The organism is Microbacterium sp. NPDC056057 (assembly GCF_042266945.1).
Taxonomy (GTDB): Bacteria; Actinomycetota; Actinomycetes; order Actinomycetales; family Microbacteriaceae; genus Microbacterium; species Microbacterium trichothecenolyticum_C.
On the sequence record NZ_JBHJWS010000001.1, the window covers coordinates 1,582,338 to 1,608,416 of the forward strand.

General features: G+C 70.8%; 24 protein-coding genes and 1 tRNA gene. 18 read left to right on the forward strand and 7 right to left on the reverse strand.

Annotated elements, in window-relative coordinates; genetic code table 11:
- Positions 1-162: 162 nt before the first annotated feature.
- Positions 163-1,191 (forward strand): ATP-binding cassette domain-containing protein, encoded by a 1,029-nt coding sequence (locus ACFC1K_RS06610; RefSeq protein ID WP_375870949.1) that lies wholly within the window; start codon positions 163-165, stop codon positions 1,189-1,191.
- Positions 1,188-1,994, forward strand: coding sequence for an ABC transporter permease (locus ACFC1K_RS06615; protein ID WP_375870950.1), 807 nt, complete (start codon positions 1,188-1,190; stop codon positions 1,992-1,994). Before ACFC1K_RS06610 ends, ACFC1K_RS06615 begins: the two co-directional genes overlap by 4 nt.
- 118 nt (positions 1,995-2,112) lie before the next feature.
- Here the strand turns inward: ACFC1K_RS06615 and ACFC1K_RS06620 are convergent, their stop codons facing one another.
- The gene (locus ACFC1K_RS06620) at positions 2,113-3,411 is read right to left on the reverse strand and encodes an isochorismate synthase MenF (RefSeq protein ID WP_375870951.1); all 1,299 of its coding nucleotides are present in this window, start codon (positions 3,409-3,411) and stop codon (positions 2,113-2,115) included.
- An 86-nt stretch (positions 3,412-3,497) separates the two neighbouring features.
- Here ACFC1K_RS06620 and ACFC1K_RS06625 point away from each other — a divergent pair, with 86 nt between their 5' ends.
- Positions 3,498-3,806 carry a hypothetical protein gene (locus ACFC1K_RS06625; protein WP_375870952.1) on the forward strand — a complete coding sequence of 103 codons (309 nt, stop codon included), beginning with the start codon at positions 3,498-3,500 and terminating at the stop codon, positions 3,804-3,806.
- Between the two features lies 1 nt (position 3,807).
- On the opposite strand, the gene ACFC1K_RS06630 is transcribed toward ACFC1K_RS06625, so the two are convergent.
- The 4 genes from ACFC1K_RS06630 to ACFC1K_RS06645 are packed head-to-tail and all read right to left on the reverse strand — an operon-like array spanning position 3,808 to position 8,907.
- Complete coding sequence (locus tag ACFC1K_RS06630) at positions 3,808-5,115, reverse strand: lanthionine synthetase LanC family protein (RefSeq protein ID WP_375870953.1); 1,308 nt, start codon at positions 5,113-5,115, stop codon at positions 3,808-3,810.
- Positions 5,112-6,113 (reverse strand): T3SS effector HopA1 family protein, encoded by a 1,002-nt coding sequence (locus ACFC1K_RS06635; protein ID WP_375870954.1) that lies wholly within the window; start codon positions 6,111-6,113, stop codon positions 5,112-5,114. The genes ACFC1K_RS06630 and ACFC1K_RS06635 overlap by 4 nt, the downstream gene beginning before the upstream one ends.
- Entirely contained in the window at positions 6,098-7,153 is a 1,056-nt protein-coding gene (locus ACFC1K_RS06640; RefSeq protein WP_375870955.1) for a phosphotransferase family protein, read from the reverse strand. The genes ACFC1K_RS06635 and ACFC1K_RS06640 overlap by 16 nt, the downstream gene beginning before the upstream one ends.
- Positions 7,150-8,907, reverse strand: coding sequence for a S8 family serine peptidase (locus tag ACFC1K_RS06645; protein WP_375870956.1), 1,758 nt, complete (start codon positions 8,905-8,907; stop codon positions 7,150-7,152). The genes ACFC1K_RS06640 and ACFC1K_RS06645 overlap by 4 nt, the downstream gene beginning before the upstream one ends.
- 92 nt (positions 8,908-8,999) lie before the next feature.
- Between ACFC1K_RS06645 and ACFC1K_RS06650 the strand changes: the two genes are divergently transcribed.
- The 5 genes from ACFC1K_RS06650 (at position 9,000) to ACFC1K_RS06670 (ending at position 14,067) form a co-directional block, all read left to right on the forward strand.
- Positions 9,000-9,638 (forward strand): DUF402 domain-containing protein, encoded by a 639-nt coding sequence (locus ACFC1K_RS06650; RefSeq protein WP_375870957.1) that lies wholly within the window; start codon positions 9,000-9,002, stop codon positions 9,636-9,638.
- Positions 9,639-9,648: 10 nt separating this feature from the next.
- On the forward strand, positions 9,649-10,383 hold the full coding sequence (locus ACFC1K_RS06655) for a demethylmenaquinone methyltransferase (RefSeq protein WP_375870958.1): 735 nt from the start codon (positions 9,649-9,651) through the stop codon (positions 10,381-10,383).
- 55 nt (positions 10,384-10,438) lie between these two features.
- Positions 10,439-11,494 (forward strand): polyprenyl synthetase family protein, encoded by a 1,056-nt coding sequence (locus ACFC1K_RS06660; RefSeq protein WP_310285256.1) that lies wholly within the window; start codon positions 10,439-10,441, stop codon positions 11,492-11,494.
- 83 nt (positions 11,495-11,577) lie between these two features.
- Entirely contained in the window at positions 11,578-12,951 is a 1,374-nt protein-coding gene (locus tag ACFC1K_RS06665; protein WP_310285254.1) for an FAD-dependent oxidoreductase, read from the forward strand.
- A gap of 24 nt (positions 12,952-12,975) precedes the next feature.
- Positions 12,976-14,067, forward strand: coding sequence for an alpha/beta hydrolase (locus tag ACFC1K_RS06670; RefSeq protein ID WP_375870959.1), 1,092 nt, complete (start codon positions 12,976-12,978; stop codon positions 14,065-14,067).
- Positions 14,068-14,226: 159 nt separating this feature from the next.
- On the opposite strand, the gene ACFC1K_RS06675 is transcribed toward ACFC1K_RS06670, so the two are convergent.
- A complete protein-coding gene (locus ACFC1K_RS06675; protein WP_056368935.1) occupies positions 14,227-14,703 on the reverse strand; it encodes a hypothetical protein in 477 nt (158 codons plus the stop codon).
- A 47-nt stretch (positions 14,704-14,750) separates the two neighbouring features.
- Here ACFC1K_RS06675 and ACFC1K_RS06680 point away from each other — a divergent pair, with 47 nt between their 5' ends.
- On the forward strand, positions 14,751-15,908 hold the full coding sequence (locus ACFC1K_RS06680) for a MalY/PatB family protein (protein WP_375870960.1): 1,158 nt from the start codon (positions 14,751-14,753) through the stop codon (positions 15,906-15,908).
- A gap of 31 nt (positions 15,909-15,939) precedes the next feature.
- On the opposite strand, the gene ACFC1K_RS06685 is transcribed toward ACFC1K_RS06680, so the two are convergent.
- A complete protein-coding gene (locus ACFC1K_RS06685; RefSeq protein WP_310285226.1) occupies positions 15,940-16,428 on the reverse strand; it encodes a YajQ family cyclic di-GMP-binding protein in 489 nt (162 codons plus the stop codon).
- A 266-nt stretch (positions 16,429-16,694) separates the two neighbouring features.
- Between ACFC1K_RS06685 and ACFC1K_RS06690 the strand changes: the two genes are divergently transcribed.
- The 9 genes from ACFC1K_RS06690 to ACFC1K_RS06730 all read left to right on the forward strand — a co-directional run bounded on the left by ACFC1K_RS06690 (position 16,695) and on the right by ACFC1K_RS06730 (position 26,020).
- Positions 16,695-17,924 carry a maltose ABC transporter substrate-binding protein gene (locus tag ACFC1K_RS06690; protein ID WP_310285225.1) on the forward strand — a complete coding sequence of 410 codons (1,230 nt, stop codon included), beginning with the start codon at positions 16,695-16,697 and terminating at the stop codon, positions 17,922-17,924.
- Between the two features lie 82 nt (positions 17,925-18,006).
- Positions 18,007-19,626: an ABC transporter permease subunit gene (locus ACFC1K_RS06695; RefSeq protein ID WP_375870961.1), complete on the forward strand. Its 1,620-nt coding sequence runs from the start codon at positions 18,007-18,009 to the stop codon at positions 19,624-19,626.
- A 115-nt stretch (positions 19,627-19,741) separates the two neighbouring features.
- Positions 19,742-20,638, forward strand: a complete 897-nt coding sequence (locus ACFC1K_RS06700; protein ID WP_310287793.1) for a sugar ABC transporter permease — start codon at positions 19,742-19,744, stop codon at positions 20,636-20,638.
- A gap of 114 nt (positions 20,639-20,752) precedes the next feature.
- On the forward strand, positions 20,753-22,744 hold the full coding sequence (locus tag ACFC1K_RS06705) for a glycoside hydrolase family 13 protein (RefSeq protein WP_375870962.1): 1,992 nt from the start codon (positions 20,753-20,755) through the stop codon (positions 22,742-22,744).
- A 64-nt stretch (positions 22,745-22,808) separates the two neighbouring features.
- A complete protein-coding gene (locus ACFC1K_RS06710) occupies positions 22,809-23,720 on the forward strand; it encodes a bile acid:sodium symporter family protein (RefSeq protein WP_375870963.1) in 912 nt (303 codons plus the stop codon).
- Between the two features lie 96 nt (positions 23,721-23,816).
- On the forward strand, positions 23,817-24,317 hold the full coding sequence (locus ACFC1K_RS06715) for an FBP domain-containing protein (protein WP_056368946.1): 501 nt from the start codon (positions 23,817-23,819) through the stop codon (positions 24,315-24,317).
- Complete coding sequence (locus ACFC1K_RS06720; protein WP_375870964.1) at positions 24,314-25,225, forward strand: PfkB family carbohydrate kinase; 912 nt, start codon at positions 24,314-24,316, stop codon at positions 25,223-25,225. Before ACFC1K_RS06715 ends, ACFC1K_RS06720 begins: the two co-directional genes overlap by 4 nt.
- A gap of 89 nt (positions 25,226-25,314) precedes the next feature.
- Positions 25,315-25,399: transfer RNA gene (locus ACFC1K_RS06725), tRNA-Tyr, on the forward strand.
- 63 nt (positions 25,400-25,462) lie between these two features.
- A complete protein-coding gene (locus tag ACFC1K_RS06730) occupies positions 25,463-26,020 on the forward strand; it encodes a YbaK/EbsC family protein (protein ID WP_375870965.1) in 558 nt (185 codons plus the stop codon).
- Positions 26,021-26,079: the final 59 nt, after the last annotated feature.

Below are 26,079 nucleotides of genomic sequence, written 5' to 3' on the forward strand. Positions count from 1 at the left end.
ATTTTTGTGGGGCGGCCTCTTCTTTTTTTTTAACGCCCGCTTGTTTGTGGCGCGCCCGCGCTGGTTCGTTGCGCCCCCCCCATACCACCTCCTCCACGGGGGGGGGGGGGGCGCCCCCCCCCGACCCCTCAACAACCCACTCGCAGGAAGGGATGCTTCGCCATGCCCGAAAACTCCATCGCCGACGATCGCGCGATCGTCGCCACCGACCTCGTCAAGGTCTATCCGGGTCGCGGCCGGAAGCCAGGGGTCCGAGCCCTCGACGGCCTCGGATTCTCGGTCCCCGCCGGCCGTGTGTTCGGCCTCCTCGGCCCGAACGGCGCCGGCAAGTCCACGACGACCAAGATCCTCACGACGCTGTCCCGTCCGACGAGCGGCACCGCCTTCGTCGCAGGATACGACGTCACCACCGACCCGGCGTCGGTCCGCTCCGCCATCGGCTATGTGTCCCAGGGGGCGAGCACGGATCCGCTCCTCACCGCCCGCGAGAACCTCGAGATCGCCGCACGACTGCGCGGCGTCGCGCCGGGTGAGGCCCGCGGCCGCGCGGCGCGTCTGCTCGACGAGTTCGGGCTGGCCGAGGCATCCCGTCGTCCGGTCGGAACCTTCTCCGGCGGAATGCGCCGGCGTCTCGACGTCGCCGCGGCGCTCGTGCACCGGCCGCGCGTGCTCTTCCTGGACGAGCCCACCACGGGACTGGACCCCGAGGCACGCGCCACGATGTGGGCGGAGATCCGCCGACTGTCCGGCGAGGAGGCGCTCACCGTGGTGCTGACGACCCACTACATGGAGGAGGCCGACCGCCTCGCCGACGAGCTCCTGCTCGTCAACCGGGGTCGTGCGGTCGTGCAGGGTACGCCCGACGAACTCAAGGCGGCGCTGCACGGCGACTCGCTGCGGGTGTCGCTCGTGGAGCCCGACCCCGCCGCCGTGCGGGCGGCGATGAGCCGTGTGCCGGGCCTGCGCGACATCGTGATCGAGGCCTCCGGTGTCGACGGCGTCCTCGCGGCGCGCACCGACGACGCCTCGGCGGCGGTCGGGGCGGTCATCGGAGCATTGGATGCCGCGGGCATCCGCTTCGGCCAGGTCGCGGCCTCCCATCCCACCCTCGACGACGTGTACCTGCACTTCGTCGGCCACACCTTCGGCGACGCGGCAGCGGACGCCCTCACGGAAGGAGTCGCAGCATGACGACGCTCGTTCTCACCGGCACCGCGCCTCGCGCGGGCTGGTTCACGCAGGCCGGCCAGGTGCTGCGCCGCTGGCTGATCGCGACCCTCCGCCAGGTGTGGGGGCCGGTCATGTCGCTGATCCAGCCGGTCATCTGGATCGTGCTGTTCGGGCAGGTCTTCCAGTCGCTCGGTGCGCTGCCGCAGTTCGGCGGCGCCGGCTACATCGACTACCTCGTGCCCGGCATCCTCATGATGACGGTCCTCTACTCGGGGGCGTGGGCCGGCACCGGCTACATCGACGACATCAATTCGGGCGTCATGGACCAGTACCTCACCTCGCCGGTGTCGCGGTCGGCGATCATCACCGGGCAGCTGACGCAGCAGCTGATCATCAACCTCGCGCAGTCGCTCGTCGTGCTCGGGATCGGCTGGCTCGCCGGTGCGCGTTACCCCGGCGGGGTCGGCGGCATGCTCGCCGCCCTCGGCATCGCGACGGTGCTCGCGACGATCTTCTGCTGTGCCTCGACGGCGGTGGCGCTCATCTCGCGGAGCCAGATCGCGCTGATCAGCCTGTCGCAGCTCATCGTGCTGCCGGCCACGTTCCTGTCGACCACGATGATGCCGGCCGATCTGATGCCCGAGTGGGTGCAGGACGTCTCGCGCTGGAACCCCATGACGTGGGCCGTCGAGCTCGGCCGCGGCGGCCTCAGCGGCGACTACCCCGCGAACGGCTGGTGGCAGCTCGGCGGCCTCGCGGCGCTCGCGGCACTGGCCTTCGTCTGGGCCGTGCGGTCGATCCGCGCCTACCAGCGCTCGGTGTGACGTGACGCCTCCGTTCTCCGGGTTGGGGCGCGGGAGGTGCGTTCGGGGCGCGCCCGATCCGCCCCGAACGTGCGCAGCGCGCCCCGAACCGGGCTGACGTCGCCCGGCGGGCCGCCCCTCAGGCGAGCGCGTCGACGATCGGGCGGAACTTGACCCTGGTCTCGAGCAGCTCCTTGTCGGGGTTGCTCTGGGCGACGATCCCGGCGCCCGCGTGGGCGACGACCGGGATCGTCGCGCTGTACTCGGCGACGTTGCGGGGCGGCTCCCCACCGATCTGCGCGCAGCGCAGGGCGATGGCCCACTCCCCGTTGCCGTCGCCGTCGATCCAGCCGACCGGCCCGGCGTAGCGGCCGCGGTCGAACGGCTCGAGCCGGCGGATCAGTTCGAGCGCAGCGTCGGTCGGCGTGCCGGCCACAGCTGCGGTGGGGTGGAGTTCAGCCACCAGGTCGAGGGCCGAGGCGTGGTCGGCCAGGTCGCCCGCGACGTCGGTCGCGAGGTGCCAGAGGTTCGGCAGCTTGAGCGTGAACGGCTCGGGATCGGCCCGCAGATGACGCACGTGCGGCCCCAGCTTCGCGAGCACGCTCTGCACGGCGAAGCGGTGCTCGTCGAGGTCCTTCGCGCTGTGCGCGAGGGAGGTGGATGCCTCGGTGTCATCGTGCGCATCGGTCCCGCGCGGGATCGTCCCGGCGAGCACGCGTGCGGTCACCACGCCGCGCGAGGCGGTGACGAGGGTCTCCGGGCTCGCCCCGATGAGACCGTCGACGGCGAAGGTCCAGGTGTCGGGGTAGTCGTCGGCGAGGGCGCGCACCAGGCGGCGCACGTCGGCACCGGCGGGGATCGTGCCGACGAGATCACGCGCGAGCACGACCTTCTCGAGTTCTCCGCGCACGATCGCGTCGACGGCCTCGCGGACCGCGGCCTGGTAGCCGGCGGGGTTGAGGGTGCCGGGGCCGAGCGTGGCCGACCAGTACGGGCCGTACGGCGCGGGCTCGACGACGGCGTCGCCGATGTCGGCGGCGACGCGTCGGATGCGCGTCACCCACGAGCGTCCGCGGTGGCGGCCGATGACGGCCTGCGGGATCACGAGCCGGCTCGTGGCCGACGACCTCTCGTCGAAGACGAGCGTGCCGAACGCGACCAGCCCCGTTCCGGGGAGGCCGAGGGGATCATCGATCTCCGCCGTCGTGGCGGTCTGACGCCACGTCTCTGCCGCCGACGGCAGCGCCGCCGGGTCGACGCCGGGAGCGGAGTGGGGTCCGCGCTCGTAACCGCCCAGCTGGCCGATGCCGACGATGCCGTCGCCGCGTCTCAGCCAGGCGAGAGGGTCGCCGGGAGAGGCGTAGGCGAGGAGGTCGTCGACGTGCTCGATCTCGCGGGTCTCGACCACCAGCTCAGGCGGGCGGTGCGAAGGTGTCACGACTCCAGCCTAGACTCGCCGATCCGGGGCCGACGCCGGTCGCCGCCGCCCTTGTGTGCGCCGCAGCGCCGGGTGAGGATGGCCGCGTGAGCGTGCGCTATCTGATCACCGTCGACCCCGATGCCGACCAGGGCGCGGTCGAGGCGGGCCTTCGCGACGCCGGCGCCGAGTCGGTTTCGCCGCCCGCGCCGGAGCTGCCCGATGTGTTCATCGCCACGGTCGACGAGTCGGTCGCCGACTATGCCGATCGCGCGCAGACGGTGGCCGGGGTGAGGGTCGCCGAGCCGGACGCGTGGGTCGGCTTCGGGGGAGAAGGCGGCGCCGAGATGCGCGACATCGGCCTCATGCCCGTCGAAGAGCCGCTCGAGGAGCCGCCGGCGGACGACAGGCGCTGAGTCACCGAACCCGCAGCGGCGGGTGCGCGACGCTCGCCAGGGGACCGGCGCAGCGAAGCAGTGTCAAGACGACGCCCGCAGTGCCGTCGAGGACCGCCGGCGACCGGCCGCCCCGCACGCCGTGGCTCCACGTCGTGCTCCCGTCGGCATCGATCCCGGCGGCGATGACGGATGCCTCGTACCGTGCCGCGCGCAGGTGCTCCTCGCGGGACGTCGCATCGGTGGACCACGCCGCTTCGGTGCCGGCCACGTGCAGCTCGACGATGCCGGAGCGGCCGTGGCACAGGGTGGCGTCGTCGCCCTCATCGTCGGGGAACTCGCGCCGGGCGCGCTCGATCGAGCGGAGCGCGCGCAGGTAGGTCGCTTCGCTCTCGAGGGCATCGTCCCGGTCGATGCGCGAGCGGAGAGCCGCCGCGATGCCGATCCCCGGAGCCCCGTGGCACCACGCCAGCCCGATCGCCGGCTCATCGACGCGCAGGTCGTACCAGCCGCCGTCCTCGGCGCCGTAGCCCGCGTCCTCCCACGTCCACGCGGCATCGGCGAGCGCTCGGTCCGCGCCGACGACGCCGGCGGCATGCGCGGCGAGCAGCGCCAGCCCGATGCCCGACGAGCCGTGCGCCAGGCCGGTGACCGCGCGGTCGCCGTCGGCCATCGGCCAGCGTGCGCCGCAGATGTCGACGACGGCGCGAGCGCGCAGGTCGCGCACGAGGCGTTCGGCGGCCGCCGCCCGGTGCTGCTCGGCGCTCGCCGGCAGTGCAGCCGCGAGCACGGCGAGCAGATGGCCCGCTGAGCCGTCGAGAAGGTCGGCGTACCCGGGCAGCCGCGAGTCATCCGTGGTCGCGAGGGCCGCGACGGCGCCGGCGGAGAGCCGTCGGCCCGCTTTCGCGAGGTCGGGTCGGCCGAGCAGGTCCGCGATCCGCTCCGCGGCGATCGCGATCCCCAGGTCTCCGCTCTGCCAGCCGAGCTGTCGGCGCTGCGCGGTTCCGCGGGCGTCGAGGACGTCGGCGATCGCCGCCTGCGCGAGCAGGGCCAGTGATGCGTCGCGCGCGTGCCGTGCGGCCGCGGCGAGGGCGAGGGCGATGCCCGCCCGCCCCGTGAGGAAGCCGTCGTCGACGGGCCCGGTCTTCAGGACCGATCCGTCCGGGCTCGCGGCGAGGTCGATCTCGTCGCCGTTCCATTGCGGCGCCCCGCGGTCGTCCACGACGACGTCGGCGGCGAGCCGGCGGGCCAGCGTGATCGCCGCGACGCCGAGTTCGGCGGGCGACCGCGCCGCCGTCGACCCGATCGAGGCCAGGGCGACCGTCGTCATGATCGTGCCTTCCAGGGGCGTGTCACATCGAGGCCGACCGCGCCGGCGGCCTCGCGCAGACGGTGGGGCGCAGCATCCGTGTGCGCGGTCAGCGCCGCGATCGCGGCGACCTGAGCCGTTCGCAGCTGACCGAAGCTGGTGCCGTCGGCGGGATCCTCCGACATCCCGATGCCCCGGGCGATGCGTCGCGTCGTCGGCGGGATCGACGCATCGACGTAGGGCGCGAGGACCCGGGCCTGGCGCCGAAGCGCCGCGGCCACCCGCGCCCGGATGACCCGAGGCGTGTAGACGACGAGTGCGTCGGGGCGGCCGTAGCCGGCGGGTCCGGGCAGGCACTTGAGCGAGAAGGCGCTCCCGGCGTCCGAGAAGGCGCCCATCAGCGGAGGCAGCAGGGCCGCGGAGTCCTCCGGCGAGCGGGAGTGCGTGTACCAGCGGTCGAGGGGCCCGTCAGGGACACCCTCACCGGAGTGCGCCCACCACCACCCCGACGCACGGTCCCACCCCGACGACCCGCGGGTGATGGTCACGAGGTCGCCCGGCGCCGGGCGGCAGCCGGGCCGCGAGGACGAGACGATGCGGTCCGTCGCGATGCGGACGTGGCCCGGTGAGGCGGAGGAGGGAGGCCGGGATGCCACGACCGTGACCGTGCCGTCGCCCACCGCGAGCACGATCCATGCGTCGGACGTCCCTGCCGCACGGCGGCGCATCGCCTCGAACAGGCCGACGCGGGGGATCGCGGGCGGGGCGACGAGCGTGCCCTCCGGTGGGGTGGTCGCGCCGCCGGACTCGGCGGTCCACCAGTTCGCGTACAGCCACTCCGCGAGCGGACTCTCGATCTCGACTCCGGTCGGAGCATCCGCGCGCAGTGCGCGTGCGTCATCCGAGCCCTCGATGAGCGCGAGCGCACGGCTCAGTTCGCGCAGGCTCGCCTCGGCGGCGCGCTCGCCGCGGGCGACGGCCGCCTCGGCCGCGGCTGCGGAGGTCATCGTGCGAGGCATGAGCGCAGCTCCTCCGTGAGAACGGCGAGGTGATCGTGGCGTGCGACCGCGAGGGCCGCGAGCCCGCGGGCCCGCTCCTCGTCGCCGCCTTCGCTCCGCTCGGCGACCTCGAGGGCGAACTGCGCGAGGCGCAGCACAGCGGCCAGCGCGACGCGCTCCGCGAAGAGTCCCGTGGCGCGCGACGAGATCCGCGCGGCTTCGCCGTAACCGCGCACGAGCTCACGGCCCGGCGACGGCAGCCCGAGCGCGGCCGACCTGTCGTGCAGCAGATGCTCGGCGACGAGGCATCCGAGGTCCCATGCCGGATCGCCCGCCCCCGCGAGCTCCCAGTCGACGATGACGGGGGAGGGGCCAGGTGCGACGGCGATGTTGTCCCACTTGAGGTCGTGGTGCACGAGCGCGCGCCCGGCAGGTGTGCGCAGGCGCGCGGCCGCGGCCATCAGGGCCGGCTGCGCGCGAAGGAAGCCGATGAGGTCGCGCGTCGTCGCGGCGAGGCCGAGCGCGTCGGCGTGTTCGCCCGCGCGCAGCACGTGGAGCACGAGCGGCGGGCGCGCCGGCGGCAGCGGCAGTCCGGCGGTGGCGCGATGCACGGCGCCCACGCGGGCACCGAGGAGACGGAAGAAGGCGTCCTCGTCGCCGATCGTGTCGGAGATCAGGGCGAGCGACGCCGGGTGCCCGGCACCGAGGTCCGCCACGACGAGGATGCCGTGCTCCTCGTCGACGGCCGCGGGCGACGGGATCGCGTCCTGCAGGGGGAGGCACCAGCGCGCCATGCGCTGCACGAACAGCTCCGCGCCGAGTCCTTCCTGGGCGGCGTCGGTCGACCCGTCGGCGGGCGGCGTGAACGCACCCGACTTGACGACCACGCGGCGCTCGTCCGGGAGGTGCACGGCCCACACCCCGTGGGCGCGGGAGAGGTCGACGGGCTCGGCGCGCAGCTGTTCGGTGGGACCGAGGAGCCCCACCGCGCGCAGAGCGGTGACGGACGGATGCGGGGTGGTGCCCGCATCCGTCCGCACCATGGTCGTGTCGGCGATCACTCGTCGAACAGCCCCTCGCCGTAGGCGTCGCCGCCGCCGGACTGGAGCTCCTCGATCGCGGCGGCATAGCCGGCGGCGAAGCCGGCCTCGTAGTCGCCCTCGATGCCGAACGGGTCGGCGCCGCCCGGCTGGGGTCCGGGTCCCGGGCCCGTCACGGTCGTCGGGACCTTGGTCACCGTCGTCGTCACGGGGCACGCGATGTGGATCGACTTGATCTTCTTGCACTGCAGCGGAAGGACGGTCTTGATCGTCCCGCACTCCGGGAGGGTGATCGTCCTGGGCACGCAGGCCACCACCGGCGTCCGCAGCTTGACCGTGATCGTCGGCTTGATGACGATCGGGCCCCGCGCCTTCAGCACCGCCGCACTGGCATCGAGGAGTCCCCAGCCGTACCTGTCGTTCGGCACGGGATCGCTCGCGACGTCGCGCAGCGGCTTCGCCGTCGAGCGGAGGATGTCGCCGATCTCGGTCGCCGTCAGGCTCGGCTTGACCGCCTTCACGAGTGCCGCGACACCTGCCACGTGCGGCGAGGCCATCGACGTGCCGGCCATCGTGGCGAGGCCGCCGGCGAGGTACGTCGACAGGATGCCGACGCCCGGCGCCGAGATGTCGATGTGCGGTCCGGTCTGCGAGAACGCCGCGCGGGACTCGTTCGACTGGATCGCGGCGACCGCGATCACGTCCGGGTAGGCCGCGGGGAAGCTCGGCGAAGAGCTGCCGTCGTTGCCCATCGCGGCCACGACGACCACGCCCTTGCTCACCGCGTACGCCACCGCGCTCGCCTCGACCGAGGTCGAGGACGGGCTGCCGAGGCTCATGTTGATGACATGGGCGCCGTTGTCGGCCGCGTACCGGATGGCCGCGGCGACGTCGGCCGACGAGCCCGTGCCGCTCACGCGACCGTCGCTGATGCGCACGACGCGGGTGAGCGCCTTGATCGGCATGATCCGTGTCTGCCACCCGACGCCCGCGACGCCGACGGCGTTGTTGGACACGGCGGCGATGGTGCCCGCGACGTGCGTGCCGTGGCCGACCTCGTCCTCGGGGATCGCGTCGCGCCCCGCGAAGTCGCCCTCGAAGCGCCACCCCGGGTTCGGCGTCGGGTTCGGACCCAGATCGACCATGTCGAACCCCGGGACCAGCAGCGGCGCCAGCTCGGGGTGGTCGAGGTCGACGCCCGAGTCGATGACCGCCACGACGACGCTCGCGGATCCCTTCGTGACGTCCCACGCGTCGGGGGCGTTGATCTTCGTCAGCCCCCACTGCGCGCCGAACTGCGGGTCGTCGGGGATGACGCTGGCCTCGCGCCACCGGTTCGGCTCGGCGACCTCGACCTCGTCGAGGGCGTCGAGCTCGGCCGCCGCCTTGTCGGGGGCGACCTTCGTGTCGATGCGGACGCGGAACGAGCGACCGAGGATCGATTCCTCGGGCTCGGGCACGCCGTCGAGGGCCATCACGGAGCGCGCGATGCCCTGCGACGGTGGGGCGAGACGGGTGATGTCGTAGGCGCCGAGGCGCGCGAGCACGGCGTCGACGCCCGACACCCCGAGCGAATCGGCCATCGAGACGCCGCGACCGCCGGGGTGGATGGGCACGGACGCCGTCATCGCATCGGCGGCGTCGGACTTGAGCGTGACGATGACCTCGCCGGGAATGACGTCGTCGCCGTCGATGTAGAGCGGAGCGGAGGCACCCAGTTCCGCCCGAGGAGCGGACGTGCGCTTTCGCGACGAGCCGCCGGATGTTGCAGCCATTTTCGGACTTCTCTCCTGAAGGGCCGCGAGGTTGCGGCCACCGTGGAGGAGGGAGGGCGGGAAGAGGCTGATACAGCCCTACACTGGGGCGGGTGCCGACCCCGATGCACCTCTCAGGCCACCCGGATTCCGACCGCCCCGAGCCCGGAGCCCCGCTCCAGTTCCGCTGGCGCAAGTGGGACGGCGGCCCCCACTGGGTCAACGACTGCATCTACCTGGGCAGGGACCGGTGGGGCGACTGGGTCGGTCAGCCCTCGGGATGGCGCAACGTCCGTCCCGGGCTCGAGTTCCTCGCCGACGGGCCCAACGTCACCCTCATCCCGCCGAGCGGTGACTACGCGATGACCGTGCACGGGGCGCCACGGCGCGTGCGCATCTACATCGACGTCGCGTGGGACATCCGCTGGGAGGGCCACGAACCCCAGGGGATCGACATGGATCTCGACGTCGTGAAGGCGATCGACGGGCGCGGTCTGTTCATCGACGACCGCGACGAGTGGGACGAGCACCGCGTCGCGTACGGCTATCCGCTCGACCTCGTCGACAGGCTCGAGGCGCTCGCCGTGGACCTCGAGGGCCGCGTCGCCGCGGCGGAGGCGCCGTTCGATGATGCGACGCCCGATGCCTGGCTCGCTCGTCTCTCGTCCTACGACGCGGTCGCCCCGCCCGCGCCCGTCTTCTTCACCACCGCGGGCGACGGCGGCCCCGGCGCAGGCGGAACCGCCGCCTAGACTCGAAGCCGTGGCATCCCACCCCTCCGATCACGAGCCGAACCGCGCCGACCTCCACAAGGACCCGTCGCGTGTGAGCGGCATGTTCGACCAGGTCGCGGCCGGCTACGACCGCACCAACACCGTGCTGAGCATGGGCAACGACCGGTTCTGGCGCGCCGCGACGACGCGCGCGGTGAACCCGCGCGCCGGGGAGCGCATCCTCGACCTCGCCGCGGGCACGGGCGCCTCGAGCGTCGCGCTCGCCGGCCGCGGCGCCACGGTGGTCGCGGCGGACTTCTCGCCCGGCATGATCGCCGAGGGGCGCCGCCGGCACAGCGGCATCCGGAATCTGTCCTTCGTGCAGGCCGACGCGACCGACCTGCCCTTCGGCGACGACGAGTTCGACGCCGTCACCATGTCGTTCGGCCTGCGCAACGTGAACGAGCCGAGGAAGGCGCTGAGCGAGCTGCTGCGCGTCACGAAGCCCGGCGGGCGCCTCGTCGTCTGCGAGTTCTCGCACCCGCCGTCGAAGGCGTTCAACGGCCTGTACCGCTTCTACAACGACCGTGTGCTGCCGGTCGTCGCGAAGACCGTCAGCTCGAACGCCGAGGCGTACGACTACCTGAACGAGTCGATCCGCGACTGGCCCGACCAGCGCACGCTGTCGGCGTGGATCCGCCAGGCCGGATGGACCGACGTCGCGCACCGCAACCTCTCGATGGGCATCGTCGCGCTGCACCGCGCGACGAAACCCCAGGTCTAGCAGCGGCCATCGCTGGGCGGACCGCGACGAAACGCGCCCCCGGTAGGCTGGGCGTGTGACACCGACAGCGCCGGGCTCGCATATCGCGGGCAAGCTGGGCCTCACCGACCGCATCTTCGCGGGCGCGCGATCGCGCGGCCTGCTCAAGACCGTCGAGGCGGGGCTCAAGCGCGTCGACAGCGCCCTCGAGCGCGAGCTGCGCGTGGCCGACACGCTCGCCGACGCGACGAGCCGCTACCTCTACGACGCCGGCGGCAAGCGCATCCGTCCCATGCTGGCGCTGTTGACCGCCCAGCTCGGCGACGGCGCCACCGACGAGGTGATCGACGCCGCGACCGCTCTCGAGATGACGCATCTCGGATCCCTGTACCACGACGACGTGATGGATGCTGCCGACAAGCGTCGCGGAGTCCCCAGCGCGCACGCCGTGTGGGGCAACAACGTCGCGATCCTCACCGGCGACCTGCTGTTCTCGCGCGCGAGCCAGATCATGGCGCGCCACGGCGAGGACGCCATCCGTCTGCAGGCCGACACGTTCGAGCGGCTCGTGCTCGGGCAGATGCACGAGACGGTCGGCCCTTCCGACGAGGACGACCGCGTCGCGTTCTACCTCCAGGTGCTCTCCGACAAGACCGGTTCGCTCATCGCGGCCGCGGCCCAGTCCGGCGTCATCTTCTCGAACGGCCCGAAGGAGTTCGAGCAGCCGATGGTGACGTTCGGCGAGAAGGCCGGCGTCGCGTTCCAGCTGCTCGACGACGTGATCGACCTGTCGGCCGACCCCGACGAGACCGGCAAGGTGCCCGGCACCGACCTGCGGGCCGGCGTGCCGACCATGCCGTACCTCGTGCTCGGACAGCGGACCGATGCCGCCTCCGCCGACCTGCGCGAGCGCATCGACGAGGGCGTGGCGCGCATCGCCGACGGCGCCGACCCCGCCATCCTCGACGAGCCGCTCGCGCAGCTGCGCGACCACGAGGCCACCCAGGCGACCCTCGACCTCGCGAACGCGTGGTCGACCGAGGCGATCGAGGCGCTCGCGCCGCTGCCCGACGGCGCGGTGCGCGAGGCCCTGACCCGGTTCGCCCAGGCCGTCGCCGACCGCTCCAGTTAGACGTACCCGCTCCGTCTCGCCCGCGACCTCCGGTCGCCCCGCGAACGAGGAACGAGCGAGACGAAACGCCCGAAAGGACCACCATGACCAAGCTCCGACTGGCGATCGTCGGCGCAGGACCGGCAGGCATCTACGCCGCCGACATCCTCCTGAAGGCCGAGCGCAAGTTCGACGTGTCGATCGACCTCTTCGAGCAGCTGCCCGCTCCGTACGGGCTGGTCCGCTACGGCGTCGCCCCCGACCACCCCCGCATCAAGGGCATCATCACGGCCCTGCGCGAGGTGCTCGACCGCGGCGACATCCGCATCTTCGGCAACGTCCGCTTCGGCGAGGACATCACCCTCGACGACCTCAAGCACCACTACAACGCCGTCATCTTCGCCACCGGCGCCATCCGCGACACCGACCTCGACATCCCGGGCATCGACGCGACCGCATCCTACGGCGCCGCCGACTTCGTGAGCTGGTTCGACGGGCACCCGGATGTGCCGCGCGAGTGGCCGCTGGATGCGGCATCCGTCGCGGTGCTCGGCAACGGCAACGTTGCGCTCGACGTCGCGCGCATGCTCGCCAAGCACGCCGAGGACCTGCTGCCGACCGAGATCCCCGACAATGTGCACCAGGGCCTCGTCGCCTCGAACGTCACCGATGTGCACGTCTTCGGCCGTCGCGGTCCGGCGAACGTGAAGTTCACGCCGCTCGAGCTCCGCGAGCTCGGCGAGCTGCGTGACGTCGACATGGTCGTCTACGACGAGGACTTCGACTACGACGACGCGGCCCGCGCCGCCATCGCGAGCAACAAGCAGGTCATGGTCATCGACCGTGTGCTGCAGTCGTGGCGCAAGCGCGACTCGGTCAACAACGCCGGCGGCACGGCGTCGCGCCGCCTGCACCTGCACTTCTACGCCAAGCCGATCGAAGTGAAGACGGATGCCGAGGGCCGCGTGTCCGCCCTCGTCTACGAGCGCACCCGTACCGACGGGGAAGGCGGCGTCGTCGGCACCGGCGAGCTGCGCGAGGTGCCGATCCAGGCGCTGTACCGCGCCGTCGGATACTTCGGATCGCCGCTGCCGGGCGTGCCGTTCGACAAGCGCCACGGCGTCATCCCGAACCGCGAGGGCCAGGTGCTGAGCAAGGACTCGAACCAGCGCGTCAACGGCGTGTACGCGACCGGCTGGATCAAGCGCGGCCCCGTGGGCCTCATCGGGCACACCAAGTCCGACGCGATGGAGACGGTCCGTCACCTCATCAACGACCAGGGCACGTGGTGGCAGCCCGCCGACCCGTCGGAGGCAGCCATTCCGGCGCTCCTCGCCGAGCGCGGCGTGGCCTGGACCGACCTCGACGGCTGGCACCGCCTCGACGAGCACGAGATGGCGCTCGGCGCACCCCACGAGCGGGCGCGCATCAAGGTCGTGCCCCGCGACGAGATGGTGGCGATCTCCCGGGCCGAGTGACCGCTCGCCTCTAGGCTGAGGGGCATGGCCGGGCCATCCCTCATGTGGGTCCCCGACATCCTCGGGAAGCCGTTCGAGCAGCTGACGCTGCCGCTCGGCGTGGACGGCGCGCACGGGCCGCTGGTCGCGACGCTGGTGCGCAGCATCCCGAATCCGTTCCTGACGCTGTTCGCGCCGCTGCGCGACGTCGACGTGCTCTACGTGCACGGCTGGTCGGACTACTTCTTCCAGCGCGACCTCGCGCGTTTCTGGACGGCACGCGGTGCGCGCTTCTACGCGCTCGACCTGCGCCGCTACGGGCGGAGCCTCCGGGACGGGCAGGCGCCCGGGTACGTCGACTCCCTCGATGACTACGACGTCGACATCGCGGCAGCGCTGCACGCGATGGGACACGCCGTGGACACAGCCGGACAACCGCCGCCGACGAAACCGGACACGCGCGGCGGAGGGCGCAAGCTCGTCCTGATGGGGCACTCGACCGGCGGCCTCACCCTCACCCTCTGGGCGGCTCGGCACCCCGGTCGCGCGCACGCGGTCGTGCTGAACAGCCCGTGGCTCGAGCTCCAGCTGGGCACCCTGGGTCGTCAGGCACTTGCACCGCTGGTGGACATGCGGGCGAGGCTCGACCCACGCGGCACGCAGCCCGCGGTCGACTTCGGGTTCTACACGCGCGCGCAGGACGAGATCGGCACCCTGCCGCACGACGAGCACCGCGCCGTCTGGCGGCCCGACCGGGGATTTCCGACGGCGCCGGGGTGGCTGTCGGCCGTGATGCAGGGGCACCGCCGCATCGCGACCGGCGTCGACGTCGCGTGCCCGGCGCTGGTGCTGCTGTCGGTCGGCTCGACGACGCCGCTGTCGTGGAAGGAGTCGATGACGTCGACGGACTCCGTGCTCGTCGTCGACGACATCGCCCGCGCCGCGACCCGCATCGGCGGGCTCGTCACGATCGCCCGCGTCGAGGGTGCGATCCACGACGTCTTCCTCTCCCGCCCCGCTCCTCGTGCGGTCGCGTACGATGCTCTCGACCGCTGGGTTCGCGCGTACGTCGTACCGGACGAAAATGTCCCCCGAAAAGGGGACAGCGCTCTTGTGGACAGTCGGGTTAAGCTGTAGGGGAGATGTCCCCAGCATCTCAGGGAAGGCCCTCCCCAAGAATCCTTCCCATCCGTCGTCACGCGCCGCTAACCGGGGGGTTGGTTGTGCGAGAGCAGACGACGACAGGCCCCGGGTGTCCCCAGCACCCGGGGCCTTTATCGTTCCTGAGCCGGTCGGTCACTCCGCACGGCGGGCGAGCACGCGCACGAGGAGCACGTAGGTCGTGAGCGAGAGCACGTATCCGAGCAGGTACACGACGAGCTCCTGCGCGAGGAAGCGGCTGTAGTCGAGCGTTCCGTCGGTGACCGCCGGCGAGTTCTGGCTCAGCAGGTACGCGGCCGTCTGACCCGCGGCGAGGATGGCCAGCAGCGCCAGCACGGCGAGGAGCGCGAGCCAGATGCGGCTGCGCCACACCCGTCCCGCCGCGGCCATCGCCGTCGACGACGTCCAGTCCGGCACCTCGGGGTCGAGCCACCCGTTCACCCGAGGGATCAGGATGACCGCTGCGATGAACGCGGCATTGAGGATCGCGGTGCCGACACCGGCGGCTGAGCCCCCGTCGATGTCGCTGCGGACGAGCGAGGGGATGAGGAGGACGACCAGCACCGGCAGCGTCGCGACGACGGCCGACAACACGGCCCGGAGGAAGCGCATGGCCCGAGTGTAGGGTCAGTTTCCATCGCGATTGAGGAGCAACGAGCATGCCCGTCACCCCCACGTCGGCCGACGCCATGACGACTCTCCGTCGACGCACGAGCGAGAAGTGGGGCGTCTACTCCGACGACGTGCTGCCGATGTTCGTCGCCGAGATGGACTTCCCGCTGGCGCCGGCGATCAGGAAGGCGCTGCACGAGGCGATCGACCTGGGCGACACCGGCTACGTGAATCCTCTGGATCCCGGCGCCCGCGAGGCGTTCCGCGACTACGCCGCAGCCGCGTGGGGATGGGAGCCGGACATCGATCGGATGGGCATCACGACCGATGTCAGCGTCGTCATCGTGGAATCGCTCCGCCGGCTGATCGAACCGGGCGAGGGGGTCGTGATCACGCCCCCGATCTATCCGCCGTTCTACGACCTCATCCCCGAAGCCGGCGGAGCCGTCGTCGAGGTGCCGCTGAGCGACGACGGATCTTCGTACGCGCTCGACCTCGACGGGATCGATCGTGCGCTGGCAGCGGGCGCGAAGGGCGTGCTGCTGTGCAGCCCGCACAACCCCGTCGGACTGGTCCACGACCGGGTGACTCTCGAGGAGCTCTCCCGGGTCGTCGCCCGCCACGACGGATTCGTCGTCTCGGACGAGATCCACGCTCCGCTCACCCATCACGGGGTGGAGTTCACGCCGTACCTCACCGTCTCGGAGGAGGCGCGCGCCCACGGCATCGCCGCCGAGTCGGGAAGCAAGGCCTTCAACCTCGCCGGGCTCAAGACCGCGCTGTTCGTGTCCGCGTCGGACCGCATGACCGACCTCATCCGCTCGCTGCCGGAGGAGGTCACCTTCCGGGCAGGGCAGTTCGGGCTGATCGCGACGCGGGAAGGGTTCGCTCACAGCCGCGAGTGGCTCGACGGCACGATCGCCGCGGTGCAGGGCAACGCCGACCTCCTCCAGTCCGAACTCGACGCGCATCTGCCCGCGGTACGACTGCGTCGTCCCTCGGCGAGCTACCTCGCGTGGCTGAACATGTCCGCACTGGGCTGGGGAGACGACCCCGCCGTCATCGCCGAACAGCACGCGCGTGTGGCGCTGTCGAGCGGACCGAGATTCGGCCGGCAGGGCGCGGGGTACGCACGCATGAACCTCGCCTGCTCGCCCGACACGATCACCGAGGCGGTGAGGCGCCTCGCGAGCGTGACCATCTGAAGCGGGGCCCCGGCCCGGTCAGGGGCTCGCGTCAGCGGTAGTTGACGAACTGGAGGTCGACCTCGAGGTCGGCGGCCTTGAGCAGGCGCTGCACCTCCTGCAGGTCGTCGCGCGACTTCGACTGCACGCGCAGCTCGTCGCCCTGGATCTGCGACTTGACGCCCTTGGGCCCCTCATCGCGGATGATCTTCGAGATCTTCTTCGCGTTCTCCGACGAGATGCCGTCCTTGATCGTCGAGACGATGCGGTATTCCTTGCCGCTGGCGAAGGGCTCGCCCGACTCGAGGCTCTTCAGCGAGATGCCGCGCTTGATGAGCTTCGACTGGAAGACGTCGAGGACGGCCTTCGCGCGGTCCTCGGTGCTGGCCTTGATGAGCACGGACTCACCGCTCCACTCGACGGAGGCCCCGGTGCCCTTGAAGTCGTAGCGCTGCTCGATCTCTTTGCGGGCCTGGTTGAGGGCGTTCTCCGCCTCCTGGTGGTCGACCTTGCTGACGATGTCGAACGAAGAATCTGCCATGGCGGGCAGTCTATCGGCGGCCGCCGTGCGGTGCGGGAGGACGGATGCTGCTGCAAGCGGTTCCAGCCGTACGCAGGTGTGCAAGCGATTCCAAGCAGGCGCCGAAAGTCACGGCGAGGTATCGATCCGATCCCGATGTTGCCATATGTCGTCTGCTGAGTTACAAATGTAAGCGCTTGCATTTCCGCAGGCGAGAGTCGAACCCGCACCGTCGCGACCGACAGTGCGGCCGGACTCACTCAGTACTCCAGAGAGGCACTGCACCGATGAAGGTGAACAAGAAGAGCTGGCTCGCGCTCGGCGGTCTCGCCGTCGCGTCGATCGTCCTCGCGGGTTGCGCGGGCAGCGGTGACGACACCGGTTCGACCGACGAGGGCGACGCCACGTCGACGCTGACCGTCTGGGTCGACTCCGAGCGCGTGGACGCGCTGAAGGGCGCCGCCGACGCGTACAGCGAGAAGACCGGTGTCAAGGTCGACCTCGTCGGCAAGGACGTCGGCAAGATCAAGGACGACTTCATCCAGCAGGCGCCGACGGGCAAGGGCCCCGACGTGGTCATGGGTGCGCACGACTGGTTGGGCGAGCTCTCGACCAACGGCGTCGTGGCGCCGATCGAGCTCGGCGACACCGCCGGCGACTACCTCCCGGTCGCGCTCCAGGCCTCGAACTACGACGGCACCACCTACATGCTCCCGTACGCGGTCGAGAACATCGCGATCCTCCGCAACGCCGACATCGTCCCCGAGCCGGCGACGAGCTTCGACGACATGATCGCCAAGGGCCAGGCCGCCGGCCTCACCACGCCCTTCGTGGTCGAGCAGGGCGTCGAGGGCAACCCGTACCACCTGTACCCGTTCCAGACGGCGTTCGGCGCTCCGGTGTTCGGCACCGACGCCGAGGGCAACTACGACCCGACCGACCTGCAGATGGGCAGCGAGGGCGGCTTCCAGTTCGCCAGCTGGCTCGGCGCCCAGGGCGCCGCGGGCAACTTCAACACCGACATCGACGGTGACATCGCCAAGACCAAGTTCCTCGAGGGCGAGTCGGCCTTCTGGCTCACCGGCCCGTGGAACGTCGGCACGGCCACCGACGCCGGCATCAACGTCGCGATCGACCCGATCCCGAGCCCGACCGGCGCCCCGGCCCAGCCGTTCGCCGGTGTGAAGGGCTTCTTCGTGAGCTCGGAGTCCGACAACAAGGTCGCCGCGAACGACTTCCTCGTCAACTACATCGGCACCGAGGACGTCCAGCTCGAGCTGTTCAAGGCCGGCAACATCCTGCCCGCGCTCACCGCCGCTGCCGACACGGCTGCGTCCGACCCGATCATCGCCGGCTTCCAGGCCGTCGGCGCCGACGCGGTGCCGATGCCCGCGATCCCGGCCATGGGTTCGGTCTGGCAGTACTGGGGCATCGCCGAGGCCGCCATCATCAACGGCGAGGACCCGACGACGACGTGGCAGAAGCTCGTCGACGACGTGAGCGCCGCCATCAAGTAACACCCTGCGGTCGAAAGACCGCGACAGGCGACCGGGACGGATGCCGCGGCATCCGTCCCGGTCCCGATCTTGAGGACGATCGATGACCGACACTGTTCAGGCCGACACGGCCGAGAAGACGCCGACGCCGACGCCGCGTCAGCGCAGCGCCGCGCGGATCGCCGATGCCGCCGGCGGCAAGCTGCGCTGGGTGGCGCTGAAGATCGCGCTGCTCGCCATCGTCGACGCCCTCGCGCTCTACGCCGTCTTCGTGCTCTTCCTCCACAACGAGTGGCTGGTGCTGACCCTCGTCACGGCCGTCACGATCCTCGTCAACTGGATCTACTTCTCGCGCCGCACCATCCCCGCGAAATACCTGACGCCGGGCATCATCCTGCTCGTCGTGTTCCAGATCTTCACGCTGGTCTACACCGGCTACATCGGCTTCACGAACTACGGCACCGGCCACAACGGCTCGAAGGACCAGGCGGTCGCCTCGCTCATGCGGTCCTCGCTGGTCCGCGTCGAGGATTCGCCGACCTACGACGTCACGGTCGTCGAGCGCGTCGGCGAGCTCGGCCTGCTGGTCACCGATCCGACCGACGGCGAGGCATCCCTCGGCACCAACCAGAAGCCGCTCGAACCGGTCGACGCGACGATGGAGGGCGGTAAGGCCGTCGCCGTGGACGGCTGGACGACCCTCACGTTCGCCGATGTGCTTGCGCGCAGCAACGACGTCGAGCAGCTCGCCGTTCCCTACAGCTCCGATCCCAACGACGGCGCGATCCGTACGCAGGACGGCCAGAAGGGCTACCTCTACACGTCGACGCTCGTCTACGACGCCGATGCCGACACGATGACCGACACCGCCACCGGCACGGTGTACTCCGACACGGGAGAGGGCGCGTTCACCTCCGAGTCGGGCGAGCAGCTCATGCCCGGCTGGCAGGTGTTCGTCGGCTTCGACAACTTCGTCCGGGCGATCACCGACGCGTCCATCCGCGGGCCGCTCATCTCGGTCACCCTGTGGACGTTCGTCTTCGCCATCGTCTCGGTCGCCTCGACGTTCTTCCTCGGGCTGCTGCTGGCCATGCTGTTCCAGAACAAGCGCATGCGCTTCAAGAACGGGTACCGGATCATGCTGATCCTGCCGTACGCGTTCCCGGCGTTCCTCGGTGCGCTGGTGTGGGCGGGCATGATGAACAAGAGCTTCGGCTTCATCAACCAGGTTCTGCTCGGCGGCGCCGAGATCCCGTGGCTCACCGATCCGGTGATGGCGAAGGTCTCGGTGCTCCTCGTCAACTTGTGGCTGGGCTTCCCGTACATGTTCCTCGTGTGCATGGGGGCGCTCCAGGGCATCCCCGAAGAGGTCAACGAGGCCGGCGTGATGGACGGCGCCAGCCCCTGGCAGATCTTCCGCCGCATCAAGCTGCCGCTGCTTCTGGTGACGGTCGCGCCGATCCTCATCGCGTCGTTCGCGTTCAACTTCAACAACTTCAACCTCATCTACATGCTCACCGGCGGCGGGCCGAGATTCGAGGACGCCACGATACCCGTGGGCCATACCGACCTGCTGATCTCGATGGTCTACAAGGTCGCCTTCACCGGGCAGAACCGCGACTACGGGCTCGCCTCGGCGTTCACGATCCTCATCTTCATCGTCGTGGCCGTCATCGCGATCATCAGTTTCCGCAAGACCAAGGCCCTCGAGGAGCTGAACTGACATGTCTGAGTCCCAGGACCGTCTCGCTCACCCCGACAAGACCGTCGCCCAGAACGCGACCCTCGCCGTCTTCGCCGGCGGCACCGCCGAGCAGTTCGAGACCTCTGTCGGCGGCATGGCGCCGTCGCCGAAGGCCGTGAAGCCTGCTCGCCGTCGCCCCTTCGGAAAGTGGTTCCGCGACACCGGCTGGCGCCACGTCGTCGCGATCATCGGCTCGATCTTCGCGATCTTCCCGCTCGTGTACGTGCTGTCGTCTTCGCTGAACGGCAACGGAACGCTGACCGGAAGCAACCAGCTGTTCTCGTCGATCAGCCTCGACGCCTACGTCCGCATCCTCACGAACCCGCAGGTGCCGTACGGCCAGTGGTTCGTGAACACGATGATCGTGGCGCTGATCACCGGATTCTCGATGGTGTTCATCGGTGCGCTCGCCGCCTACGCGTTCTCGCGCATGCGCTTCAGCGGACGCCGCGTCGGGCTCATCACGATCGTCGTGGTGCAGATGTTCCCGCAGATGCTCGCCGTGGTCGCGATCTTCCTCATGTTCAGCGCGATCAGCGACTGGTTCCCCGCGATCGGGCTGAACACGCTGAGCGGTCTGATCCTGATCTATCTCGGCGGCGCGCTGGGCGTGAACACGTATCTCATGTACGGGTTCTTCAACACGATCCCGCGTGAACTCGACGAGGCGGCGAAGATCGACGGTGCGGGACACGCGCGCATCTTCTTCACGATCATCCTGCGCCTGGTCGCGCCGATCCTCGCCGTCGTCGGCCTGCTGTCGTTCATCGGCCTCATCAACGAGTACATGATCGCGAGCGTGCTGCTCATCGATCCCGACAAGCAGACGCTCATCGTCGGACTCACGAAGCTCGTCTCCAACCCGCGCTACGCGGACTGGTCGGCGTTCGCGGCCGGTGCCGTGATGGCGGCGATCCCCGTGGTCATCGTCTTCCTGCTGCTGCAGAAGTACATCGTCGGCGGCCTCACCGCCGGCGCCACGAAGGGCTGATCGCGCACACCTGATCCGAGAGCGGATGCTGCGCCGGCTGCGTGCTGTCGCAGCATCCGCTCTGCGATGATCGAGGCGAGCACCGCCACCGCCCGCCTGACGAAAGGCCGAGCCATGACGACCCTCCTCCCTCACCACGACGGCTCGCCCCTGTACGTGTCCGACCTCGCGCCGCAGCTCGGCGACGTGGTCACCGTTCGGCTCCGGGTGCCGGAGGGCTACGGCCCCCTCGCGGCGGTGCGCACGAGGTCCAATCCCGATCACGAGCCCGAATGGACGGATGCTGCGCCCCTCGGCTCCGCCGACGGCTGGGAGTGGTGGGAGGCCCCCGTCACCGTGCGCAACCCGCGTCACGGGTACCGCTGGGTGCTCGTGCACAGTGCCGACGGTGGTGGTGACGGGCGGGTGGAGTGGCTGAACCAGACCGGGCTGCACGCCATCGAGACGCTCGACGCCGAGGACTTCGCGCTCGTCGCGTACCCGGCGCCGCCCGCGTGGCTGACCGACTCCGTGATGTACCAGGTGTTCCCCGACCGCTTCGCGCGGTCGGCGCAGGCAGACGCGCACCCGACCCCGGACTGGGCGATCCCGGCGACCTGGGACGACCCTGTCGACCCCGTCGTGCCGGCGCGCTCGCAGCAGTTCTACGGTGGCGACCTCGAGGGCGTCATCGAGAAGCTCGACCACCTGGTGTCGCTCGGCGTGAACCTGCTCTATCTCACGCCGATCTTTCCGGCGGCGTCCAACCACCGCTACGACGCGTCGAGCTTCGACCGCGTCGACCCGCTGCTCGGCGGCGATGAGGCGTACGTCCGGCTGATCGAGGCGGCTCATGCCCGCGGCATCCGTGTCATCGGCGATCTCACGAGCAACCACTCGGGCGATCGGCACGAGTGGTTCCAGGCCGCCCTCGGCCACCCCGGCGCCCCCGAGGAGGAGTTCTACTACTTCACGGATGCTGCGAACACCGAGTACGCGTCATGGCTCGGCGTGCCGACACTGCCCAAGTTCAACTGGGCGTCGCAGGAGCTGCGCGACCGGTTCATCGAGGGACCCGACTCCGTCGTCGCGAAGTGGCTGAAGCCGCCGTACTCGGCAGACGGCTGGCGCATCGACGTCGCCAACATGACCGGGCGCCTCGGCTCCGTCGACCTCAACGCCGAGGTGCGTCAGCTGCTGCGGCGCACGATGATCGAGATCAACCCCGACACGATCCTGCTGGGGGAGTCGACCAACGACGCCGCGAGCGACCTGCAGGGCGACGGCTGGCACGGCGCCATGACGTACCCGTCGTTCACGCGGCCGGTGTGGGGGTGGCTCTCCGAGCCGACCCACGCGCCGTACCTCACGTACGACGGCCGCGAGGCGACCGAGCCGTGGTTCTTCACGCAGCCGATCGGCGGCATCCCGCGGTACACCGCACGGCAGTTCGTCGACGCCGTGGTGCGCTTCACCGCGGGCATCCCGTGGCGCGTGCGGCTCGGCAACATGCAGCCGCTCGACACGCACGACACCGGGCGCTTCGCCACCAACGCGGCTCCCGGAACGGTGCCGGTCGCGGCAGGCCTCATGATGACGCTCCCAGGTCTGCCCGTGATCTTCGCGGGCGACGAGTTCGGCCTCGTCGGGGTCGACGGCGAGGCGAGCCGTACGCCGATCCCGTGGGGCACCGAGGGGGAGCCCGACGTCGCCGAACGGCTCGCGCTCTACCGCGAGCTCGTCGCGCTGCGGCATGCGCACCCTGTCCTGTCGACCGGGGGACTGCGCTGGGTGCACGTCGACGACGATTCCGTCGTGTTCGTGCGGGAGGCCGCCGACGAGACGCTGCTCGTCGCGGCGGCGAAGGGCGACGCGGATGCCGAGATCCCGGCGGGCGCCCTCCCGGGCGCCGCTGCGGCCGAGCCGCTCGTCGGCGACGCGACCCTCGCGGTGGCCGACGACGGGGCGGTGCTGCTGTCGGCCGACGGGCCCGCGTTCGCGGTGTGGCGGCTCGCAGGCGTCCCGGTGCCCGCACCCGAGCCTGAGGCGGCGACGGCGGACGAGGTTTCGCGCGGCGTGGCCTCGGCCGACGAGACCACTCCCGCGGAGCAGGTCGAGTCCGCCTGACGACGCCCGCGCGGGCTGTGGACAACCGTGACACGCAGTCGCATCGTTTGACACACTGAGTCCCATGTCAGCGTTGACCACCATCGGCCTGCCCGTGGCCCTCGGAATCATCATGTTCGGGCTCGGCCTGAGCCTCACCCTCGGCGACTTCGCCCGCGTCCTCAAGCAGCCGAAGGCGGTGATCGTCGCCCTCGTGTGCCAGCTCGTGCTGCTGCCCCTGATCTGCTTCGGGCTGGTGCTCGCGTTCCAGCTGCCGCCGATCCTCGCGGTCGGCATGATGATGCTCGCGGCGTCGCCGGGCGGCACCACCGCCAACCTCTACAGCCACCTGTTCCGGGGCGACGTGGCCCTGAACATCTCGCTCACGGCCGTGAACTCGGTGATCGCCGTGTTCACGCTCCCGCTCATCACCAACCTCGCGATCCTCTACTTCAACCCGTTCGACGACCAGCTGGGTCTGCAGTGGGCGAAGACGATCGAAGTCTTCGCGATCGTGCTGCTGCCGGTGGCGCTCGGCATGATCGTGCGCCGCTTCTGGCCGCGCTTCGCGAAGGCGATGGACAAACCGGTCCGCATCGCGTCGGTGATCATCCTCGTCGTCGTGATCGCCGGCGCCGTCGCGCAGAACTGGGCGCTGCTGCTCGAGAACTTCGGCCGCCTCTCACTCATCACCATCGTGTTCTGCCTCATCAGCCTCACGATCGGCTACTTCGCGCCCCGCCTGGTGAAGGTCGGCAAGCGCCAGTCGATCGCGTCGTCATTCGAGATCGGCATCCACAACGCGACCCTCGCGATCGTCATCGCGCAGACCGTCCTCGGTTCGGTCGAGCTGTCGCTGCCGGCAGCCGTGTACGGCGTGCTGATGTTCTTCATCGCGTTCGGGTTCGGCTTCCTGATCCGCGACCGATCGGGCGCCGCCGAGCAGTCCGAGCCCGACCCGGTCGACGACGCCGCGACCCCGGCTGCGACGGCCTGACGACAGGGAGGACGGATGCTGCCGCCTCCGCGTGCGCGAACACGCGGGGTGGCGGCATCCGTCGTCCTTCGTAGACTGGGCGGGCGAGGAGGTGCCATGCGCCCACTGACCGAAGATGAGTTGCGTTCCGCGTTCGTGAACGCCTCCGCCGACGAGCTGCGTCTCGTCACCCTGCCTCACGACTTCGTGCTCACCGACTGGGATCACCTCGACTTCCTGGCGTGGCGCGACCCGCGTACGCGGGGTCGGGGCTACCTGGTCGCCGAGATCGACGGCGAACCCGCCGCGATCGTGCTGCGCGGCGCCGAGGGCTCGTCGCACGCCCGCGCGGCGCTGTGCAACCTGTGCCACACGATGCAGCCCGCGGACCAGGTCACCATGTACACGGCGCGCAAGGCCGGCGAGGCCGGTGTGCACGGCGACAGCGTGGGCACGTACATCTGCGCAGACCTGTCGTGCCACGAGAACGTGCGCCTCGCGCCGCCGCTCGCGCCCAACGAGGTGCGGGCGAGCGTCGACATGAAGATCGACGGCACCCGCCGGCGCACCGAGGCGTTCGTCGGCCGGGTGCTCGAGACGGCCGGAGTGCGGCGATGACGGTCGTGGTGGTGGGCGACGCGCTCATCGACGAGCTGCGAGACGACCACGGCGTGCGGGAGTTCGTCGGGGGAGCTGCGCTCAATGTCGCGGTCGGCCTCGCGCGGCTCGGCGTTCCGGCGACCCTCGTCGCGATGCTGGGCGACGACGAGCCGGCGTCGCGCGTCAGGCGCTACCTCGCGGACTTCGGCGTAGAGCTGCTTGCGACGCCGTCGCTCCTGGGCACCGCACGCGCCGTGAGCACGCGCTCCGGCGCCGGCGAGCCCGTGTACGAATTCAACGAGGCGTCGAAGCGCCGGCGGATCCGCTTCGGCGACGCCGAGCGCCAGGCCTTCGCGGACGCCGACCTCGTCGTCGTGAGCTGCTTCGCCTTCGACGACGCCGAGCAGGCCGCGGAGCTGGCCGACGCGATCGCCGGGGCGGAGGCATCCGTCGCGGTCGATCCCAACCCCCGCACCGGCATGATGCACGACAAGGACGAGTTCGTGCGCGGCTTCGAGTCCCTCGCGGCCGGGGCCGCCCTCGTGAAGGTCGGCGAGGACGACGCCGCGCTGCTGTATGAGGAGCGGCTCGACGCCCTGCGCGCCCGCCTGATCGATCTCGGCGCCCGCGCGGTGCTGGCCACCGAAGGCGCAGCCGGCGCCACGATCGAGGCCGGCGAGGTCGTGGTGACGCGGCCGATCTCGAACCTGCCCGGCCGCATCGTCGACACGATGGGCGCGGGCGACGCCGCCTTCGCGGCCACCGTCGCCGCACTCGTCACGGGGACGCCGGAGAGTGCCGACGACTGGGACACGGTGCTGGTCTCGGCGATGGACGCGGCGGCCGCGACATGCCGTTTCGAGGGGGCGCTGCTGCGCACGCCGAGCGCGCTCGAGAGCCTCGACATCGACCACATCGGCACCTAGACCGGGCCGATTTCAGACCTCGGGCATCTACGCGTAATATGGTGGATCGCGCCTCCGGTCGTCTGGAAAAGTCGGACGGGTGCGCACCTGGCGAGTTACCCAAGCGGCCAAAGGGATCTGATTGTAACTCAGCTGTCATCGACTTCGGGGGTTCGAATCCCTCACTCGCCACCACCACCACACGAAGCGCCCCGCACCGCGGGGCGCTTCGTCGTTCCGGGCGGCTAGCCTGAGGCGATGATCTGGACCGCCACCGGCACCCTCACCGCGGAGGCCGCCACGCGGCATCCCGAGCTCGTCAGCCCCGCCGTCGTGAACGGCCTCGCGCAGCTCGATCCCGCCGTCGCGGCGACGGTGGGTGTCGCCGAGATCGACGCCGCGCTCGCCGACACGGCCGCGTTCTGCGAGCGGTACGGCGTCGCGCCGGAAGCGTCGGCCAACTGCGTCGTCGTGAAGGGCAAGCGCGGCGGCGACGTCCGGTTCGCCGCGTGCATGGTGCTCGCGACGACGCGCGCCGACGTCAACGGTGTCGTGCGCCGGCGCCTGGACGTGCGCAGCGCCTCGTTCGCACCGATGGACGAAGCCGTCGCGCTCACCGGCATGGAGTACGGCGGCATCACCCCGATCGGCCTCCCCGGCGACTGGCCGATCCTCGTCGATGCCGCCGTCGCTGCGGCGCCGGAGGTCGTGATCGGCGGGGGCGTGCGCGGCAGCAAGCTGTTCCTCCCCGGCAGCGCCTTGCTCGCCCTCCCCGGCGCCGAGCTCGTCGAGGATCTCGGACGCGCCGTGGGCTGAGGCATCCGTTCGGATCCGGGTTCGCGACCCCGCCCGCGATCGCCCGCACGCGCCGCCGG

Excerpts from the sequence above, each read along its gene's own strand:
- ACFC1K_RS06610 (WP_375870949.1), top strand. The coding sequence starts at position 163 with ATGCCCGAAAACTCCATCGCCGACGATCGCGCGATCGTCGCCACCGAC.
- ACFC1K_RS06615 (WP_375870950.1), top strand. The coding sequence starts at position 1,188 with ATGACGACGCTCGTTCTCACCGGCACCGCGCCTCGCGCGGGCTGGTTC.
- ACFC1K_RS06630 (WP_375870953.1), bottom strand. The coding sequence starts at position 5,115 with ATGACGACGGTCGCCCTGGCCTCGATCGGGTCGACGGCGGCGCGGTCG.
- ACFC1K_RS06635 (WP_375870954.1), bottom strand. The coding sequence starts at position 6,113 with ATGCCTCGCACGATGACCTCCGCAGCCGCGGCCGAGGCGGCCGTCGCC.
- ACFC1K_RS06645 (WP_375870956.1), bottom strand. The coding sequence starts at position 8,907 with ATGGCTGCAACATCCGGCGGCTCGTCGCGAAAGCGCACGTCCGCTCCT.
- ACFC1K_RS06665 (WP_310285254.1), top strand. The coding sequence starts at position 11,578 with ATGACCAAGCTCCGACTGGCGATCGTCGGCGCAGGACCGGCAGGCATC.
- ACFC1K_RS06670 (WP_375870959.1), top strand. The coding sequence starts at position 12,976 with ATGGCCGGGCCATCCCTCATGTGGGTCCCCGACATCCTCGGGAAGCCG.
- ACFC1K_RS06675 (WP_056368935.1), bottom strand. The coding sequence starts at position 14,703 with ATGCGCTTCCTCCGGGCCGTGTTGTCGGCCGTCGTCGCGACGCTGCCG.
- ACFC1K_RS06680 (WP_375870960.1), top strand. The coding sequence starts at position 14,751 with ATGCCCGTCACCCCCACGTCGGCCGACGCCATGACGACTCTCCGTCGA.
- ACFC1K_RS06685 (WP_310285226.1), bottom strand. The coding sequence starts at position 16,428 with ATGGCAGATTCTTCGTTCGACATCGTCAGCAAGGTCGACCACCAGGAG.
- ACFC1K_RS06690 (WP_310285225.1), top strand. The coding sequence starts at position 16,695 with ATGAAGGTGAACAAGAAGAGCTGGCTCGCGCTCGGCGGTCTCGCCGTC.
- ACFC1K_RS06695 (WP_375870961.1), top strand. The coding sequence starts at position 18,007 with ATGACCGACACTGTTCAGGCCGACACGGCCGAGAAGACGCCGACGCCG.
- ACFC1K_RS06700 (WP_310287793.1), top strand. The coding sequence starts at position 19,742 with ATGGCGCCGTCGCCGAAGGCCGTGAAGCCTGCTCGCCGTCGCCCCTTC.
- ACFC1K_RS06705 (WP_375870962.1), top strand. The coding sequence starts at position 20,753 with ATGACGACCCTCCTCCCTCACCACGACGGCTCGCCCCTGTACGTGTCC.
- ACFC1K_RS06710 (WP_375870963.1), top strand. The coding sequence starts at position 22,809 with ATGTCAGCGTTGACCACCATCGGCCTGCCCGTGGCCCTCGGAATCATC.
- ACFC1K_RS06715 (WP_056368946.1), top strand. The coding sequence starts at position 23,817 with ATGCGCCCACTGACCGAAGATGAGTTGCGTTCCGCGTTCGTGAACGCC.
- ACFC1K_RS06720 (WP_375870964.1), top strand. The coding sequence starts at position 24,314 with ATGACGGTCGTGGTGGTGGGCGACGCGCTCATCGACGAGCTGCGAGAC.
- ACFC1K_RS06730 (WP_375870965.1), top strand. The coding sequence starts at position 25,463 with ATGATCTGGACCGCCACCGGCACCCTCACCGCGGAGGCCGCCACGCGG.